15 protein-coding genes are annotated in these 17,402 nt (G+C 56.2%); 1 reads left to right on the forward strand and 14 read right to left on the reverse strand.

All coding sequences use genetic code 11. From position 1 onward, the window contains the following. Nucleotides 1–37: 37 nt before the first annotated feature. Together NYE69_RS20560 and NYE69_RS20565 are read right to left on the reverse strand one after the other, a co-directional pair. The gene (locus NYE69_RS20560; protein ID WP_340927668.1) at nt 38–1,195 is read right to left on the reverse strand and encodes a glycosyltransferase family 4 protein; all 1,158 of its coding nucleotides are present in this window, start codon (nt 1,193–1,195) and stop codon (nt 38–40) included. A 19-nt stretch (nt 1,196–1,214) separates the two neighbouring features. Then, nucleotides 1,215–2,363 (reverse strand): NAD-dependent epimerase/dehydratase family protein, encoded by a 1,149-nt coding sequence (locus NYE69_RS20565; protein ID WP_340927671.1) that lies wholly within the window; start codon nt 2,361–2,363, stop codon nt 1,215–1,217. Between the two features lie 767 nt (nt 2,364–3,130). Between NYE69_RS20565 and NYE69_RS20570 the strand changes: the two genes are divergently transcribed. Continuing rightward, nucleotides 3,131–4,360 (forward strand): aminopeptidase, encoded by a 1,230-nt coding sequence (locus tag NYE69_RS20570; RefSeq protein WP_328272219.1) that lies wholly within the window; start codon nt 3,131–3,133, stop codon nt 4,358–4,360. A 362-nt stretch (nt 4,361–4,722) separates the two neighbouring features. On the opposite strand, the gene NYE69_RS20575 is transcribed toward NYE69_RS20570, so the two are convergent. From NYE69_RS20575 to NYE69_RS20630, 12 genes are all read right to left on the reverse strand, one after another. After that, complete coding sequence (locus NYE69_RS20575; protein ID WP_340927674.1) at nt 4,723–4,947, reverse strand: hypothetical protein; 225 nt, start codon at nt 4,945–4,947, stop codon at nt 4,723–4,725. A gap of 143 nt (nt 4,948–5,090) precedes the next feature. Next, nucleotides 5,091–5,549 carry a hypothetical protein gene (locus tag NYE69_RS20580; RefSeq protein ID WP_340927677.1) on the reverse strand — a complete coding sequence of 153 codons (459 nt, stop codon included), beginning with the start codon at nt 5,547–5,549 and terminating at the stop codon, nt 5,091–5,093. A 43-nt stretch (nt 5,550–5,592) separates the two neighbouring features. Then, nucleotides 5,593–6,891: an MFS transporter gene (locus NYE69_RS20585; RefSeq protein WP_340927679.1), complete on the reverse strand. Its 1,299-nt coding sequence runs from the start codon at nt 6,889–6,891 to the stop codon at nt 5,593–5,595. Nucleotides 6,892–6,962: 71 nt separating this feature from the next. Continuing rightward, entirely contained in the window at nt 6,963–7,241 is a 279-nt protein-coding gene (locus NYE69_RS20590; RefSeq protein WP_128633419.1) for an ArsR/SmtB family transcription factor, read from the reverse strand. 373 nt (nt 7,242–7,614) lie between these two features. Then, a complete protein-coding gene (locus NYE69_RS20595; RefSeq protein ID WP_328272913.1) occupies nt 7,615–8,379 on the reverse strand; it encodes a MerR family transcriptional regulator in 765 nt (254 codons plus the stop codon). Nucleotides 8,380–8,461: 82 nt separating this feature from the next. Further along, a complete protein-coding gene (locus NYE69_RS20600; RefSeq protein ID WP_328272915.1) occupies nt 8,462–10,081 on the reverse strand; it encodes a response regulator transcription factor in 1,620 nt (539 codons plus the stop codon). 2 nt (nt 10,082–10,083) lie between these two features. After that, nucleotides 10,084–11,910 carry a cache domain-containing sensor histidine kinase gene (locus NYE69_RS20605; protein WP_328272917.1) on the reverse strand — a complete coding sequence of 609 codons (1,827 nt, stop codon included), beginning with the start codon at nt 11,908–11,910 and terminating at the stop codon, nt 10,084–10,086. 96 nt (nt 11,911–12,006) lie between these two features. Then, nucleotides 12,007–12,849 carry a carbohydrate ABC transporter permease gene (locus NYE69_RS20610; protein WP_328272918.1) on the reverse strand — a complete coding sequence of 281 codons (843 nt, stop codon included), beginning with the start codon at nt 12,847–12,849 and terminating at the stop codon, nt 12,007–12,009. Beyond that, entirely contained in the window at nt 12,846–13,814 is a 969-nt protein-coding gene (locus NYE69_RS20615; protein WP_036622697.1) for a carbohydrate ABC transporter permease, read from the reverse strand. The genes NYE69_RS20610 and NYE69_RS20615 overlap by 4 nt, the downstream gene beginning before the upstream one ends. 253 nt (nt 13,815–14,067) lie before the next feature. After that, nucleotides 14,068–14,445 carry a DMT family transporter gene (locus NYE69_RS20620; protein WP_412761761.1) on the reverse strand — a complete coding sequence of 126 codons (378 nt, stop codon included), beginning with the start codon at nt 14,443–14,445 and terminating at the stop codon, nt 14,068–14,070. Continuing rightward, the gene (locus tag NYE69_RS20625) at nt 14,442–14,993 is read right to left on the reverse strand and encodes a TetR/AcrR family transcriptional regulator (protein WP_328272921.1); all 552 of its coding nucleotides are present in this window, start codon (nt 14,991–14,993) and stop codon (nt 14,442–14,444) included. The genes NYE69_RS20620 and NYE69_RS20625 overlap by 4 nt, the downstream gene beginning before the upstream one ends. Before the next feature lie 334 nt (nt 14,994–15,327). Continuing rightward, a complete protein-coding gene (locus NYE69_RS20630) occupies nt 15,328–17,400 on the reverse strand; it encodes an alpha-glucuronidase family glycosyl hydrolase (protein WP_340927683.1) in 2,073 nt (690 codons plus the stop codon). Nucleotides 17,401–17,402 lie beyond the last annotated feature (2 nt).

Below are 17,402 nucleotides of genomic sequence, written 5' to 3' on the forward strand. Positions count from 1 at the left end.
TTTCGGGCCAACGATCGCTGTCAATTAGAAAACGCCTCTACCTGGCCCGCTTGGCGCTTTTGCGGACCATACCCGGAATTCGGCCGCCCAGCGGGTTTGCCATGGCCGTCCGGTACAACTCCAGCAGCTGCCGGCTCGGCTCGTTCCAGCCATGGGTCAGGGCGGCTTCCCGGGCTCGGTCCCCGATGCGGCGCAGCAACTCTTCATCCTGCAAGGGGAGGATAGCGTTAACCAGACTGCCCGGGATTTCCGGGTCGTACAGAAACCCGGTGATCCCTTCCCGGATTTGCTCCCGGCTGGGCGGGCTTGCGGCCGCCACGACGGTAAGTCCGGAAACCATCGCTTCCAGCAGGACGAGCCCCAGCGTTTCGGTCGTCGAAGGGAATACGAAAATATCGCTGGACGCATAAGCCTGGGCCAGCTGTTCCCCGTGCAAAAAGCCGGTAAACACCGTCCGCGTACCGGAGAAATGGGATTCAAGCCGTCCGCGGTGCGGTCCGTCGCCCACGATCGCCAGGCGGAAATCGTCCGAGGCGAGCAGAACGTCGCGGAGACGTTCGACTTCTTTCTCCGCGGCCAATCTGCCCACGTACAGCAGCAGCCTTTTGTCCGGTTCGCCGCCCGAAAGCATCCGGCGCATCTCATCGCTTCGGCGCCGGGCGCCGAACAGCTCCGTGTCCACCCCCCGCTGCCAAAGCCGGACATTGCCGAACCCGCGTGACAACAGCTCTTCCTGCACCGCCCCCGACGTGCAAAGATTCAAATCGGCACGGTTATGCAGCAGGCGCAAATATCTCCAGAGGACTGGCTTCAGCCAGGGAAGCTTGTAAAAATCGGCGTACTGCGGGACATGGGTATGATACGAAGCGACCAGCGGGTAGCGGCGCCCATACCACATGCCCGCTGCCCCCAGCACGGCCGGATTCACCACATGAACAAGGTCCGGCTTGAACGTCTGCAGCGCCTTGCCGACGCGCCGGCTCGGCAGCGCCAGCGGCAGGTTCGGGTACAGAAAAAACCGCAGGCTCGGAACTCCGATCACCTGGGCCCCTTCCACTTCGCTCACGCCCTGATCGGGGGTGATGACGAGCGCTTCGTGACCTTCCCGGACCAGCCAGCGGATGCTTTGCGTCAGCCGCGTGACGACGCCGTTTGTGGATGGATAAAACGTTTCGGTAATGAAGGCGATTTTCATTTGGCTTGTACGCCCCCTTTCAGCCCCAGCTCACATCGGGCAGCACATTGCTCATGACGACGCGGTCTTTATATTTCAGGGCGGCTTCGAAAATGCCGAGCAGCACCTCGTCCGTCAGCAGGTTCGGCGTAAGGCCAAGCTGCTGCAGCTTCGTATTTTTCGCGTGGAAATAATGCGATTCTTTTTCAACCCGAGGGTTGGGTAAATGGGCGATTTCCGCCTTATGACCTTCCCGTTCCGCCACTTTTTTTACCTTTTCCGCCAGCTCCAACACCGAAAACTCCTCGGTAAACTGGTTAAATACGCGAAACTCCCCGCGGTCGGCCGGATGATTGACGGTAATTTCGATACAGCGCACCGTATCCGTAATATTGAGAAAACCCCGGGTTTGCCCGCCTCGCCCGTACACGGTCAAATCGTGGCCGATCGCCGCCTGAATCAAAAAACGGTTCAGCGCCGTGCCAAACACGCCGTCGTAATCAAACCGGTTCATCAGCACCGGATCAAGCCGCGTCTCATCCGTATGCAGCCCGTAAACGACGCCCTGATTGAGGTCGGTCACCCGCAGCCCCCAAATCCGGCAAATAAACATCAGGTTATGGCTGTCATGCACCTTCGACAGATGGTAAAAAGACCCCGGCTGCTTCGGATACGGCAGCACGTCCTTGCGCCCGTTGTGCTCGATCTCGATATACCCTTCCTCAATGTCGATATTCGGCGTCCCGTATTCTCCCATCGTGCCAAGCTTGATCAAATGGCAGTCCGGCGCCAGTTCGCGGATCGCATAAGCTACGTTCAGCGTCCCCACCACATTGTTGACCTGGGTGAACACCGCGTGCTCCCGGTCGATCATCGAATACGGAGCCGACCGCTGCTCGGCAAAATGCACGAACGCCTCCGGGCGGACCTGGCGCATAACCTCGCACAAAAAGTCGTAATGGTTCAGATCCCCAATATAATACCTGATCGTATTGCCCGTGAGTTCCTCCCACTTGGCCACTCGCGCCTGAAGCGAAGCGATCGGGGTCAAAGAATTTGAGCGCAGCTCTTCATCCCATTTTCTCCTCGCCAAGTTGTCGATGATCGCCACCTCATGCCCTTGTTTTGACAAATACAGCGCCGTTGGCCATCCGCAAAAACCGTCGCCGCCCGCAATAAGAACGCGCATTTTTTGGCCGACCTCCTTTAAATGATCGATGCTGAAATTTAAATTGGACTTGAGTTAACGATAACACCGCAATATTAAGGCGGCATAAAATGGCGGGAACTTTCCGGCAAGGCACGCGCTTTCCGGCGAGGTACGCGCTTTCTGGCGAGGTAGGTGCATTCCGGTGTGGTACTCGCTTTCCGGCGAGGTACACGCATTCCGGTGTGGTACGTGCTTTCTGGAGAGATACTCGCATTCCGGCAAGGTACGCGCTTTCTGACGAATTACGCGCATTTCGGCGAGGTACGCTCTTTCCGGAGAAGTACGCGCATTCCGGTGTTGTACGCGCATTCCGGCGAGGTAGGCGCATTCCGGCAAGGTACGATCATTCCGGTAAGGTACGCGCATTCCGTTGTGGCACGCGCATTCCCGCGAGGTACGTGCTTTCCGGCGAGGTACGATCATTTCGGTGAGGTACGCGCATTCCGGTGTGGTACGCGCATTCCGGTGTGGTACGCGCATTCCCGCCAGGTACGCGCATTCCGGCGAGGTACGCGCTTTCCTCCATGGTCAGCCCGTTTCCGGCACGCATTCGGCTTTCCCTTCTCTTTCCTTCTCTTTCCTTCTCTTTCCTTGGCCAGCGCACAGCCTCCAGTCCCTTTCGGCTTTACCGTTCTCCTCCTTCGCTTAGCATCCAGCCTTTTGCGCTTCCTCCCTTCGCCCTTCCGAAAGTGCTACAATAGATCATGTATACATAAGCGAAACTAAGACTCGGAGGAGATCAACCTATGGAACCATTTGATACCCTGCTGGAAAAATACTCAGAACTGGTCATCAAAGTCGGGGTCAACGTACAGCCCGGGCAGTGCTTGATGATCTACGCTCCCTTGGAAACCGTAGAGTTCACGCGGCTGCTCGTAACCAAAGCTTACCGCGCCGGAGCCAAATATGTTCACGTCGATTGGGAGGATGAGCAAATTACCCGGATCAGGTACGAAAACGCTTCGGACGAATCGCTGTCGTATTATCCGCAATGGCTCGCGGACATGGCCGAGCAGTTCGGGGCGAAAGGCGGCGCGGTGCTGCGGATTAAAGTGCCCGATCCGGAGCTGCTGGCCGGCATCCCGTCCGCCAAAGTATCCGCCGCCGTTAAAGCGGCAGCCAAAGCGCGCGAGAAGCATTTCGCCCAAACCCGCAACAATCAGATCAGCTGGTCGCTGATCAAAGCGCCCACGCGGGCCTGGGCCGATAAAGTGTTCGCCGACCTGCCGGAGGAGCGGCGCATACAGGCGATGTGGGAAGCGATTTTCCAAATGAACCGCGTCTACAGCGATGATCCGGTGGCAGCCTGGCGCGAGCATATCGATGAGCTTAAACAAAAACAGGAATACATGAACGCGAAACGTTACAAGCTCCTGCACTATCGTGCGCCAGGAACCGATCTATCCGTGGAGCTGCCCGAAGGCCATCTATGGCTGGGGGGCGGCGACTACAACGCGGCGGGCAACTATTTCGTGGCCAATATGCCGACGGAAGAAATTTATTCGATGCCCCACCGCGGCGGTGTAAACGGCACTGTTGCAAGCACGATGCCCCTGAATCTGAACGGTCAGCTGGTGGAAGGTTTAAAGCTGACATTCCGGGACGGCGAAGTGGTGGAATACGACGCCGAATCCGGCCGGGAGCATCTCGCCAACCTGCTGAGCACAGATGAAGGCGCCCGCCGCCTCGGCGAAGTTGCTCTGGTTCCGCACGATTCCCCGATTTCGCGGCTGAAGCGGATTTTTTACAACACCGGCATCGACGAGAACGCCTCTTGCCACTTGGCGCTCGGCAGCGCCTATCCGGTCAACATCGAGGGTGGAACCAAGCTAAGCAAAGAGGAATTGACGGCCAGAGGCGGCAACGTCAGCTTAACGCACGTCGATTTCATGATCGGCTCCGCGGAGCTCGATATCGACGGCGAACTGGCCGACGGCACGATCGAGCCGGTCTTCCGCAATGGCAACTGGGTCTGAGCAAGTGGTTGCAAGCCCAGACCCAAGGCAAAAATGCGCCTTCCCACATTGCGTTTGCGGATCGAAAAAAGGCCGGCGCTATCACCTCACATTGGAAAAATCCAATAGATTGGCGGAAATCGCACGCTAGTGGGGGTTCTCATTGGAAATATCCAATAGATTTCACACAGTCCTCCCGTTTTGCGCCCTGTCGAGCCTCATCTATTGGAAATATCCAATCAAGCCGTTGTACGTTTCACTTGTCTTCCATTCTGTTGGATAATTCCAATCTGAATGTATTGGAGAAAACGAGCTTGAACCAGATGCAAAAAAGAAGCTTCCTTTCCGCGTCGACCGCGAATCGGAAGCTTCTTTTGCTTTGTTTATCTATGGCTATCGGCCAGCCCGTGCGCTCCGGCCCGACTGTACCCGGCCGAAAGCGGCGGTGCAACACGCTTTGCCGCTAACCCGCTGGCATCCGCCGCTCTTCCCGCAGCGTTACGCGCCCTGCCCGCTGACCCGCGGGCATCCGCTGTCTCTCCCGCTGCGTTATGCACTCTGCCCGCTAACCTGCGGGCATCCGCTGTCTCTTCCGCTGCGTTATGCACTCTGCCGCTAACCTGCGGGCATCCGCCGCTCTTCCCGCAGCGTTTAGCGCCTTGCCCGCTAACCCGCTGGCATCCGCTGTCTCTTCCGCTGCGTTATGCACTCTGCCGCTAACCTGCGGGCATCCGCCTCTCTTCCCGCAGCGTTAAGCGCCTTTGCCCGCTAACCTGCGGGCATCCGCTGTCTTTCCCGCTGCGTTATACACTCTGCCAGCTAACTTGCGGGCATCCGCCTCTCTTCCCGCAGCGTTACGCGCCCTGCCCGCTAACCTGCGGGCATCCGCTGTCTTTCCCGCTGCGTTATACACTCTGCCAGCTAACTTGCGGGCATTCGCCTCTCTTCCCGCAGCGTTACGCGCCTTGCCCGCTAACCCACTGGCATCCGCTGTCTCTTCCGCTGCGTTATGCACTCTGCCCGCTAACCTGCGGGCATCCGCCTCTCTTCCCGCAGCGTTACGCGCTGACCCGTGGGCATCCGCTGTCTTTCCCGCTGCGTTATGCACTCTGCCCGCTAACCTGCTGGCATCCGCCGCTCTTCCCGCAGCGTTACGAGCCTTGCCCGCTAATCCGCGGGCATCCGCTGTCTCTCCCGCTGCGTTATGCACTCTGCCCGCTAACCTGCGGGCATCCGCCGCTCTTCCCGCAGCGTTACGCGCCCTGCCCGCTGACCCGCGGGCATCCGCTGTCTTTCCCCGCCGCTTCAGCCGCTTGGAGCTGTGCCGCTCCGGACGCTGCGAACTGCTCCGCTTCAGTTGAACCGGTCTGCCCCGCCTCAGACGAGCCGGTCTGCGCAGGCTTCGCCTGCCGCCGCAACCGGGCCAGCCCCCAAACCCCAAGCAGCGCGATTACCACCCCGATCGCTCCGAACCAGGTGATCGACGTCAACGACACCTGGCCCACGGCCACGCCGCCAATGCCCGCGCCGGCCGCCATCGCCAACTGGTTCATCGATGAATTGAGGCTCAGCATGACGCCGGACGATTCCGGGGCCAGCGTGACGAGATTATACTGCTGCGTTGGCCCGGTGGTCCAGGCCGAAAATGACCATAGCATCAGCACCGCAAACACGGCGATCGGCGAATTTGCCGCAAATGGCAACAAAATCAGCGAAGCGATATGAATGATCATCCCGGCGGCCAACGTAAAGTTGACGCCCTTCTTGTCCGCGCTGAATCCCCCCGCTTTGGAGCCGATCAGACTGGCGATCCCGAAGGCCAGCAAAGCCGTGCTCAGCAGCCCTTCACCCATTCCCGCAACTTGAAGAAGATACGGCGAGATATAGGTATAGGCGATCGAATACCCGCCGAGCCAGAAGAAAGTGATCGCCAGCGCCAGCGCGATTTTCGGATTTTTCAGCATGGCAAGCTGGCCGGCCAGCGGTACGGGCTTGTCGCCTTGAAGCCGGGGAATCGTAAAGCGAATGACGATCATCGCCAAGATCCCAAGCAAAGCGATCCCCACAAACACGGCCTTCCAGCCAAAGCTTGAAGCGATTACCCGGCCCAGCGGAACCCCGATGATCAATGAAGCGGTAAAACCCATAATTACAGTGGCGATTGAGCTCGCCTGTTTCCCTGCAGGGGCGATTTGCGCCGCGATGCTGAGCGCCGTAACGACGACCATGCCCGCCCCCAACGCCATGATCACCCGGGCGGCAATAAACCATCCAAAGCCGGGCAGCACAAACGACAAGACGTTCGCAACCACAAATATGCCCAGCGACAGCAGCATGAGTTTGCGCCGGTCCATAGCGGCGGTGAAGGCCATCAAGATCGGCGTCCCGATGCCATAAACCAGCGAAAAAACGGTGATCAGCTGGCCGGCCGCCCCGATGGATATGTCAAGCGCCCCGGCAATCTGGTCCAATATCCCCGAAATGATGTATTCCGACGTACCCACCAAAAAACTGACCACAGCCAAAATATAAATCTTCCATATATTCGACATAGCTGTTTTGTCCACTCCTTAAAGCTAATTATTATATTTCTAGAATCATTGAAATATACAGCAAAAAAAATTTACTTCAACAAATATGGCGCATATTTTTCCGCCACTTCGCGGTTTAAGCTGTAATAAATAAAGGTGCCTTCTTTCCGCGAATCCAGCAATCCGCACTCAAACAATTGCTTTAAATGATGCGATAGCGTCGAGTTGGCGACGGTCCTTAGCTTCTCTCCCAGCGAGACGCAGCATTGGTCCGGCTCGTTTGCCAGCAGTTTGACGATATTCAGCCGCGTCGGCTCTCCAAGTGCTTTATAAATTTTTACGGCTTCGCGCGTCTCCGGGCTAATCTCCATTGGCAATGCCTCCTTTATATACCGATTATCTTATTTCTATATCGATGGAAATATAGTACCGTATTTCACTCCCCTTGTAAATCCCCAAAATGATAAAAGGTTTTCTTACAGTAATTCTCTAACGGTTGCCACAAGCGCTATTCCCGCAAAAATGAGACATCCGAATTTCTAACGGATGTAATCGACGCTATTTGCCCCATAATCACCCTTAACGGACGAAAATAGCCCAAATAACGCCGGTGGCATCCGTTAGATTTTTCAAACGAGTAAAATCGGCGATTTAACAGCGATGGCAACCGTTAGAAAGCCCAATCTAAAAAAGAACCCCGCGGCATCCCGCCGCGGAGCTCTTAACGACACTTGCTGCACTGGGCTATTCCCGCACCCCGGTATAGATGCGGATGGCATCCCGCAAAAATTCGGCCGTACCCGGCTGCTGCTCATCATAATAAGCTTTAAAGCGTTCATCGTCCACGTACATTTGCGCAAGTCCGGCATGGGCTTCCTTGCTGTATTCGTTCCAAGAGTACGTCAGCCAACGCTTGTGCAAGTCGGCCGCTGTTTGCGCCAGCTCGCCGGCCGGATCGCCCGTTTTGAACGCCGCGGCCAAGACTTCCTTCATTTCGCTTTCCAGCCGCGTCACCTCTTCGTACTGCTCCTCGGTCATGTTCAGCAGCTTGCGGTTGGACTCCTCAACCTTGTCGTCCCCGTATTTTTGGCGGATTTCCCGGCCGTACTTTCTTTCGTTTTCTGCGATCAATTGCTTTTTGAAGCCCGCGAATTTTTCCTGATTGCTCATCGTTATTCTCCCTTCACGCGCGTCAATCGTTTTTTCCACATTGGCGATCAGCGCGTCCAATCGTTTTCTTTGGTCAAGGAGTTGCTCACGATGGTCCCGGAGGGCGCGAAGGTCATCAAAAGACGGATCGGAAAGAATCGTCTTGATGTCGTCAAGGCTAAGGCCAAGCTCGCGGTAGAACAAAATCTGCTGCAACCGGTCGACCTCTTGTTGTCCGTAAATGCGGTATCCCGACGAGTTCATTCTTGCCGGCTTAAGAATCCCAATCTCATCGTAATAACGCAATGTCCGCGTGCTTATCCCGGCCAAGCGCCCCAGTTTTTGAACGGTGTATTCCATGTGTTCACCTCCCGACGACTTCACTATAAACGTTGACGCAACGTGAAGGTCAAATCTTTTTTTAAAATTGTCCTAAAGACGGTTATTTTATGAAATCGGTCGGATTCAAACCGGTCATTTTTTTGAACAGCGTGCTGAAGTAAGGCACGTTTTTGTAGCCGACCCGCTCCGCCACCTCGTAAACGAGCATCTTCCGCTCCATCAGCAGTTCCCGCGCTTTTTCCATGCGGACCCGGGTCAAATAGTTGTTGAAGGTTTCGCCCGTCATGTTTTTGAAAATGATCGACAAATGATTTCGGGAAATATATATTTTTTCCGACAGCTCGGCCAAGGTCACTTCCTCGGCATAATGCTCATGGATGTATTGGGTCATAAAATCGACGACCTGCCTGTGCTTGCTGTTCCCCCGCCACTGCCGGCTCGCGCAGATGAAGGAAATTTTGGCGGACAGCCACTCGGAGAGCTGCTCCAGGCTTGTCAAACCGACCAGCTCTTTGGTGATCCGCTCGCCGGGCACGAGATCGTCGAGAACGACGCCGGCCTCGTACAAGCAATACGTAAATACGCCCCACAGCTCGCTCGCCAGCACTTGAACGTATTCGGGCGTAAGGGCCTTCCGCGGCCCAAGCCGCCCCAGATAGTCGGCCACCAGTCTTTTGGCCGTCTCCTCCTGCGACGCTTTAATGGCCGAAGCCAACTCCACATAAAATTTAACCGGCAGGGTCTGCACCGTTCCTTGGGACGCGCGCTCCTCCTTTTTGTACATATACAAATAATAACCGGGTTCCGTTCGGCCCGTCCGCAAATCGATGGCCCGGAACGCTTCTTCCGTGGAATCGGGAATCTCCAGCCACTGCCGCTTTAAGCCGCCGATCCCGACGAGAATGACCAGCTTCAGGCAGCTTTTGACGGCGTCGATCAGATTTCTCCCCAGCTCGGCCAGCTTCGCCGCAAGCCGCTCTTCGGGTTCTTCCGGCCGCGGATGAACGAGCAGCACCGCACGCGTACTGTGCAGCTCGGTATACTCTATCCGCGAAAACATCTTCCGGGCGACCTCGCCGGTAATGTTGCTGATGGCGAAACGGAACAGGTTCCAATCCGACAGGCCCGCCGAGTTGGCGCGTTCGTCGCGCACCAAGTCGACGGCAACCGCGACGTGGCCGACCTCGGACCAATAACGGTAAGGCTCCGGCAGCCGCCCTGCTTCGCGGTAAAAAAGGTCCAGCGTCCCCGCCGCCGCCGATCTGACCCATTCTTTTTCGACGAAAGGCTCGTACAAGCTCAGTTTTTGTTCCATTTCCCCTTGTTTTTGCTGTTGTTCCCTCTCCCGGGCCAGTTCCCCGATCACTTTGGACAAAATCGTTTTAAGCGTAGGCACGCTGATCGGCTTCGATACGTAGTCGCTGACATTAAACCGCAGCGCTTGCCGGGCATGCTCAAAATCGGAATACCCGCTGAAAATAACAAATTTTCCGGGGTAACCCTCCTTGCGCAGCTGCTCGATCATATCGATTCCGCTCATCGACGGCATATAAAGATCCGTGATGACGATGTCCGGCTCGGCAGCGCGCACCACGTTTAAGCCCTCCTCGCCGTTCAAAGCTTCACCCACCCACTGCGCTCCCAACTGCTCCCACGGGATGGCCCGCTTCATACCCTGCAGCACCTGGCGTTCATCATCGATGATGGCGATTTTCCACATTTTTAGTAGCCTCCTTCAGCTTGTTTCCAGGATGAATTTTCACCGCTTGCCGGTTCGAAGCTTTCGGCGATTTCAAACGGATCATGGACAGGCGGAACCGGCGGCTCCTGAAGACGGGGCAGCGTAATGACGACGCGGGTTCCCCCTTCCTCCCGGTCGGACAGCTCCACGCCGTAAGCGCCTTCAAAGTACCCGGCGATCCGCTCCTTCACGTTGCGGATGCCATAGCCCCCGGTGCGCCGCTTGGGCCTCCGGTCCGCCGAAGGCTTCAGGCCGCTGCCGTTGTCTTCGATCACGATCCGGATCTGCTGCGGCCGATCCTCCAGCGCAATCGCAATATGCCCCTCGCTCCGCGCGTTAAAACCGTGCACGATGGCGTTTTCGACGAAAGGCTGCAGCGTCAGCTTCGGCAGGAACAGCTCTTGAAGCGAATAAGGCGCATGGATATCGTACGTCAGCTCTCCGCCGCCCGCCTGCCAGCGGAGCTGCTGAATTTCCAGATAGCAGCGGATATGCTCCAGTTCCTCGCTAACCGTGATGAAGCTGTCGCCGTTGGACAAGCCGATGCGGAACATGCGCCCCATCAGCTCGAGAATCCGGCTCAGCTCATCCTGGCCGGCCTCGATGGCCATCCAGTTCAGTTGATCCAGCATATTGTAGAGAAAATGCGGGTTGATATTGGCCTGCAGCGCTTCGATTTCCGCTTTGCGCTGCTGCTCGTAACGCCGCTGCAAGGAACGGTACAGCTCCTCGATCCGCTCGTTTTGTTTGCGGTAACCGGAAAACAAATAGCCGAATTCATTTTCATAGTCGTTTGGCAGTTCCACATTGTTGCCGTCCACAAAATACATCCGCATCGCCGCCACCAGCTGCTTGATCGGCTTGGTAAACTGCCGGCTCAAATAATGCGTCAGCAGCAGCACCAACAGCATCGCGCCGATCCCGATCAGCCCGATCACGAGCGCGAGCCCGAAACTGCTGCTGGTAATATCGCTCCAATCGGTAATTTCCACGAGCATCCAATGGGAATCGGCCGGTTTGGAATAAACGAGCAAGGAATCGCCAAGCCCTTCGCCGCCCCGGATATGCACGTAGCCGGACCGCTCGCTTTTGACGTCGATCCACCTGGACAACTCGGCGGACCTTGGCGTTTGCCCGATTTCCAGCGTCTGCTCCCCCAGCGTGTCGATCATCATCCGGTTGGCCGCGGCGGAAGGTCCGGCCAGCAGCTTCTCGATTTCCCGGGCCTTGACGTGAACCACCAGCACGCCCAGGTATTTGTCCTCCTCGACGATTTTGCGGGCAAAGCTGAGCACCGGCACATCGCCTTGAAAGCTGGGGATTTCGTGTTTTCCGGACCAGGCAAAATCGTTGTTGGCCATCGCCTTGGCGAAGTCCTGATCCGCCAAATCGTCTAGGCTGCGGAATTGGATATAGCTGTTGGCGTCGCCCCGCAGCGGGCGCTGCATATATAAATCGATGCCCTGGATCAGCGGGATCGAATAAGTCAGGTTGGCGAGCGCATGCTCTACGCTCAGCGATCTGCGATAGCGGTCGTATTCGTCCTGACGGTCCCGCAGAAACGTGGTCAGCTCGTTGTCGCGCGATGTCGACAAAGAGATCTGCTCGATCATCACCAGCCGGGTCGAGATTTCGTTGTTCAGTTCGTCGAGCAGCAGCTGCTGGTAGTGCGAGCTCGTCCGCACCAGCGAATTGGAGGAGATGCGGTAGCTGGCCCAGGCGATGCACAGCAGCACAAGGATCATAAGCACGGCAAAGCTGCGGAAAAAGAGACTGTCGATGCGGTATTTTTTAAAAGGATTGGTCATTCTTTAGCTGCACTCCCTTCAAGTCAAGGCAAAAAACGGTAAAGCCGCGAAACTGATTTCACGCTTTACCGTTATTTAATTTGCCGCAAGCCGCCCTTATCCCTTTATTCCGGTCGTGGCAATCCCCTCGACGAAATATTTTTGCAGAAACATAAAGATGACGGTGGCCGGAACGATGGAAACGAGCGACATCGCCAATAGCTGCCCCCACTCCTGCGCCGATTGGGAATCGTTGATCATTCGCAGCGCCAGGCTGACCGTATATTTGTCGACCGAGTTCAAGTACAGCAGATGGCCGAGGAAATCGTCCCAATTCCACAGGAAGCAGAAAATCATCACCGTGACGATCGCCGGTTTCATCAGCGGCATCACCACGCGCAGGTAGATGCCGAACCAGGAGCAGCCGTCGATCTTGGCCGACTCGTCGAGCTCCTTGGGAATGCCGCGCACGAACTGGATCAGCAGGAATACGAAAAACGTTCCGCCCGCGCCTCCAGCCAGCATATGGGGCACGATAAACGGCCAATACGTATTGACCCAACCGAGCTGATGAAACAAGGCGTATTGCGGGATGATCAGCACTTGTCCGGGCATCATCAGCGTCAGCATGAACAGGGAGAACCAGAGGTTTTTCAGCGGAAAATTCAGCCTCCCGAAGCCAAACGCCACCAGCGTGCTGGACACGAGCGTGGCGGCCATCACAGCCAGCTCAAGGCCAAAGGTATTGAGATAAAAGTCGCTAAAGGAATGGCCCGGAACCGAGTTCCACCCCTTGACAAAATTGCTCCACTGCGGCGCCGACGGGAAAATGTTCGGCGAAGCCAGCTCGCTGTTCGTTTTGAGCGAGGCGCCGATCCACCAGAGCACCGGATAAATCATCACGAGGCTGAACAAAATCATAAACGCGTGCCGGATCAGCGGCTTCCATTTGAACGTCATCTGCCTTTTCTCCCTTCCGTCTCCGTTTCGTAGAACACCCAATATTTCGAGCTGCCGGCGATGATCAGCGTGGCGACCACGATCATGGCCAGCATGATCCAGGCGAGTGCCGAGGAATAACCGAGCTGATAGCGGCTAAACGCCCGTTCGTAAAGGTATAGGGCATACACGTAAGTCGAGTTCATCGGCCCGCCGTTCGTGATGACAAACGCCGACGTAAACATTTGGAAGGCGTTGATCACGCCCATGATCAGGTTGAAATAGAGAACCGGCGACAGCATCGGCAGCGTGATGTTGAAGAACTGGCGGAACCGGCCGGCGCCGTCCACCGCCGAAGCCTCGTACAAGTCGTTTGGAATCTGCTTCAAACCGGCCAGGAAAATGACCATCGAGGAGCCGAACTGCCATACGGTCAGCAGCACCAGCGTGCTGAGCGCGGTGTCGGGACTGGTGATCCACCCTTTGCCCTCGATCCCGAACACGGCGATGATTTTGTTGAAGATGCCGTCCACGCCGAAAATGTTGCGCCACAAAAGCGACACCGCGATGCTCCCGCCGATCAGCGAAGGGAAATAAATCGCCGTCCGGTAGAGGCCGATGCCCCGGACCGCCTTGTTCAAGATCATCGCCACGAGCAGCGCGGCAATTAGCTTTAACGGGACCGACGCAAGGACATACAGAAACGTCACTTTCACGGAGTTGACGAATTTGGAATCCGCCGTAAAGATCAGCTCATAGTTGCGGGTGCCGACCCAGTTGATCGGTTCCATTAAGGTATAGTCGGTAAACGAGTAATACAGCGACAAAAAAAGCGGATACGCCGTCAGGCCGATGAAACCGAGCAGCCATGGCGAAATAAACAAATAGCCGGCGACCGGGGCATTCCATTTCTTCGGCTTGGCCCGGCGCTTTTTGGCGATAGGCTTGGGCGCATCGGTTGCGGCAACGGCTGGGGAACTTTTCATGCTTGCTCACCTCTGTTCGTTCAATCTTGTTTCTTGATTTAATTCAAGTATAAGGTGAGCATGAAAGCGCTTGTAGAAGAGGAATCCTCGATTTCTTTTAAAATATCACGAAAAAAAGGGGACAACCCGCTAAAACCTAAAGCGGCGAGCCAGGCTGACTTAGAAGAAACTCCAGAAGCGCACAACATAGATTGCTGGGTTAAGTCGAGGTTGCCCCCTTCTGTTTGGTTCCGCTGTGGTGGTCCGTTCGAATTTATTCTTTCTGAACTATAGCCGCTTCCTGTTTCGCTTCGTCATTTGATGAACCGTGTCCGGGACCAAGCAACTGGAGGATCACCACCCCGGCAATGATCAAAGCGATACCGACAATACTGCCGGCATTGATCTTTTCTTTCCAAATGAGTACGGAGATGATGACCGTCAATACGGAACCGAGCCCGGACCAAATGGCGTAAGCGGCATTAAGCGGAATCGTTTTGAGCGACAGCGACAAAAAATAAAAGGCGCAAACGAAGGCCGCGACCGTGATGATCGAAGGCGCTAATTTGGTAAATCCTTGGGAAGCTTTAAGCATTGAAGTTCCGATCAGTTCGCTGGCGATAGATATCATCAGAAATAAATAAGCCACTATTTTTCCTCCTCGATCCTGTTTGCGATATAGCGGAGCATCTTTTCTTTTAATGCTTGATCCGGCGGGGCAAATCCGAACATTTCGGCAAACCACAGACCGTCGGCGGCAAGTCTGAAGAGTGTCGAAACCGCGGGATCCAAGCCGTCATTTTCGATGCTTTTTTGGAGATCCCGATATTCGGCCTGCATTTCCCGTAAAAGATGCGGATTGGTGAAAAGCGCGGTGGAGAGCGCGATCGACATGCCGTTTTCGTGTTTTATCGAATCATGGGTTGTCTCCATATAGGCTCTGATCCACTTCCCTTTTTCACTCGGGTCCTTGTCCGCCCGGGTCCTGACGCTGCCGACGAAGTCATCGGAATATTGCTTGACCATGCCCGAGATCAATTCGTCCTTGGTCGGGAAATGATAAAGCAGGCCGCCTTTGCTGACTCCAGCTTCTTGAGCGACGGCATCCAGGGTTAGATGCTCAACGCCGCTTTCTCTGGCCACTTTTGCGGCAGCCTGTAATATCGCGTTCCGTTTGGAAGCTTTTTTTGAGCCGTCCATGAAATCACCTCCGAATTTAGTATACCGTCTGGACGGTTTAGTTTCAATTTTTTTTAACTGCTTGCTCTTTTGCCGGCTTAACCCTTGTTCCCCACGTTGGAAAAATCCAATAGATTAGCTCCAGTCCGGCACTTTTAGCGAATTTCGCTCCAATCTGTTGGAAAAATCCAATCTAACCAGCAGCGGAAGTTAACATTCTGAAATTCTATTGGATAATTCCAATGAGAGCCATACAAAACGCGCCAACGAAAAAAAGAGGAATGGCTCCCCACCCCTCCGAAATAAGTCCGTAAATGATATTCATGAAGCCGCCGACGGCAATCCGTCATCCCGATTAATAAATCCGTCTGCCCCGTTCGTCGGGGATCCCGCTTTTGCGGTAGAAATACGTGTTGATCTGATCCCGCCATTCCTTAGCATGTTCCGCCTGCTCGTCCAGCCGGTCCGCAACCTGCTTGTACAGCGAATCGGGGATCAGGCCGGCCAGGCTGGACCAGGCTTCTTGCAGCCGGGCGGCGCGCTCCGCGCCTGCGAAATGCGTGTCGTAGATATGCTGGATGACCGTTTTGCCGGAATGGAGGACATGGGTGTAAGGGACGTGATGGAAAAACAGCAGCAGTTCATCCGGGCAGCTCTCCAAAGATTCGTAGCGCCTAAAATTAGGCTCGGCGTATTGGGCCGTATACCCCGTTCCCGTCGCTTGGGTCCGGTCCACGCCAACCCCATGGCAATCGGCAAAATGGTACGTCCCCCACATTGAATACTCATAGCCGTCGACGTTGGGTCCGTAATGATGGCCGGGATTGACCATAAACCCGATGCCGAGCGGCGCCGTATAGGATTCGTAAATACTAAGAGAATCAAGCAGGATGCCGAGAATCGTCCGAACCGTGCGCTCGTCGTCCCCAAACGTCAGGCGGATCCACTCCTCGGCGATTTCCTCCGCAGTCAGCTCCGGATTCCAGGCGAGCCGGCCGTATCCGTACAGATTGGCCTGAGCCAGCAAATGTCCGGTCCAGTTGGCGTCGTCCCCGATGTTGGACACGGCCGCGAAGCCGCCATACCGGTTCCCGTGCGCCGAACCGTCGACGATGCGCCTCACGGGCGTGTCCTTCCCCTGCAAATACGTATCAAATTCCAGCACTTCCTTCCATTGCGGCACCAAATAGCACACATGCCGCTGCTGTCCGGTATATTCCTGGGTAATCTGAAACTCGATCATCTGGTTCGTGGCCGGCATTGCGCCGAGGAGCGGCGACACGGGCTCCCGTACCTGAAAGTCGATCGGCCCGTTTTTCACCTGCAGGATGACGTTTTCATGGAAACGGCCGTCCAGCGGCACAAAATGATCGTACGCCGCCCGGGCCCGGTCCGTCTTCCGGTCGCGCCAATCCTGCTTGCAGTTGTACACGAAGCAGCGCCAAATGACAACGCCTCCATACGGCTCCAGCGCTTCGGCCAGCATATTGGCGCCGTCCGCGTGATCGCGGCCGTAAGTGAACGGCCCGGGCCGGTTCTCCGAGTCGGCTTTGACGAGAAAACCGCCGAAATCGGGGATATACCGGTTAATCTCCGCCGCCCTGTAACGCCACCACCGCCGAACCTCGGGATCTAACGGGTCCGCCGTTGACAGGCCGCCGATCTCCAACGGCGCCGCGTAATTGACGCTGAGGAACAGCTTGATCCCGTAACCGCGGAAGATCCCGGCAAGCCCGGCCACCTCCGGCAGATACGCCTCCGTGATCAGCATCGTTTCCAGACGGTGCACATTTACGTTGTTGATCGCTAGCGCGTTCACCCCGACGGATGCCAGAAGCCTGGCGTAATCGCGAATTCGCCCCAAATCCGCGGTGATTTTGCCGCCCGCGTAAAAGATCGAATCCCCGGCATAACCGCGTTCGATCGAGCCGTCGATATTGTCCCACTGGTTGATCATGCGCAGCCTCCCCGCGGGACGCTCCCGGATATTCAGACCGCCGATGGCGGCGCCTGTGCCCATGAGCCGCAGCAAATGGAACACGCCGTACAATACGCCGGCGGACGCCTCCGCCCCAATGACGATCCGCTTTCCGCCGGAAACGGAGCGGATCGCATATCCTTCCGCGCCCAAGCGCAGATCCCCGGCGTCCGCAAACGCTTGGTCCACCGCGCCGCCGCGTCCAAATACGCCCAGCACGATGGAGGCTTGATCTCCTGCTCCATCAGCAATTTGAGGCGCGGAGCCCGCGATCCCCTCCATCCCCCGGACAAGTTCGGCGGCGGCATTTTGCAGGATGTCATCCTTGGCTTCAACGAGAATGCTTGTATAGGCGGCATATTCCTCAACCCGGCTTCCCGAGGCTGCCCGGCGATAACCGAGCCAAGCTTCATAACCGGTAGGTTCCGACAACGCCGGATTGTTACTCACGT

Source organism: Paenibacillus sp. FSL R5-0527 (assembly GCF_038008055.1).
GTDB lineage: Bacteria > Bacillota > Bacilli > Paenibacillales > Paenibacillaceae > Fontibacillus > Fontibacillus macerans.

Bases quoted from the DNA above. Each gene is read 5' to 3' on its own strand.
- NYE69_RS20560 (WP_340927668.1), bottom strand. From the start codon at position 1,195: ATGAAAATCGCCTTCATTACCGAAACGTTTTATCCATCCACAAACGGC.
- NYE69_RS20565 (WP_340927671.1), bottom strand. From the start codon at position 2,363: ATGCGCGTTCTTATTGCGGGCGGCGACGGTTTTTGCGGATGGCCAACG.
- NYE69_RS20570 (WP_328272219.1), top strand. From the start codon at position 3,131: ATGGAACCATTTGATACCCTGCTGGAAAAATACTCAGAACTGGTCATC.
- NYE69_RS20585 (WP_340927679.1), bottom strand. From the start codon at position 6,891: ATGTCGAATATATGGAAGATTTATATTTTGGCTGTGGTCAGTTTTTTG.
- NYE69_RS20590 (WP_128633419.1), bottom strand. From the start codon at position 7,241: ATGGAGATTAGCCCGGAGACGCGCGAAGCCGTAAAAATTTATAAAGCA.
- NYE69_RS20595 (WP_328272913.1), bottom strand. From the start codon at position 8,379: ATGGAATACACCGTTCAAAAACTGGGGCGCTTGGCCGGGATAAGCACG.
- NYE69_RS20600 (WP_328272915.1), bottom strand. From the start codon at position 10,081: ATGTGGAAAATCGCCATCATCGATGATGAACGCCAGGTGCTGCAGGGT.
- NYE69_RS20605 (WP_328272917.1), bottom strand. From the start codon at position 11,910: ATGACCAATCCTTTTAAAAAATACCGCATCGACAGTCTCTTTTTCCGC.
- NYE69_RS20610 (WP_328272918.1), bottom strand. From the start codon at position 12,849: ATGACGTTCAAATGGAAGCCGCTGATCCGGCACGCGTTTATGATTTTG.
- NYE69_RS20615 (WP_036622697.1), bottom strand. From the start codon at position 13,814: ATGAAAAGTTCCCCAGCCGTTGCCGCAACCGATGCGCCCAAGCCTATC.
- NYE69_RS20625 (WP_328272921.1), bottom strand. From the start codon at position 14,993: ATGGACGGCTCAAAAAAAGCTTCCAAACGGAACGCGATATTACAGGCT.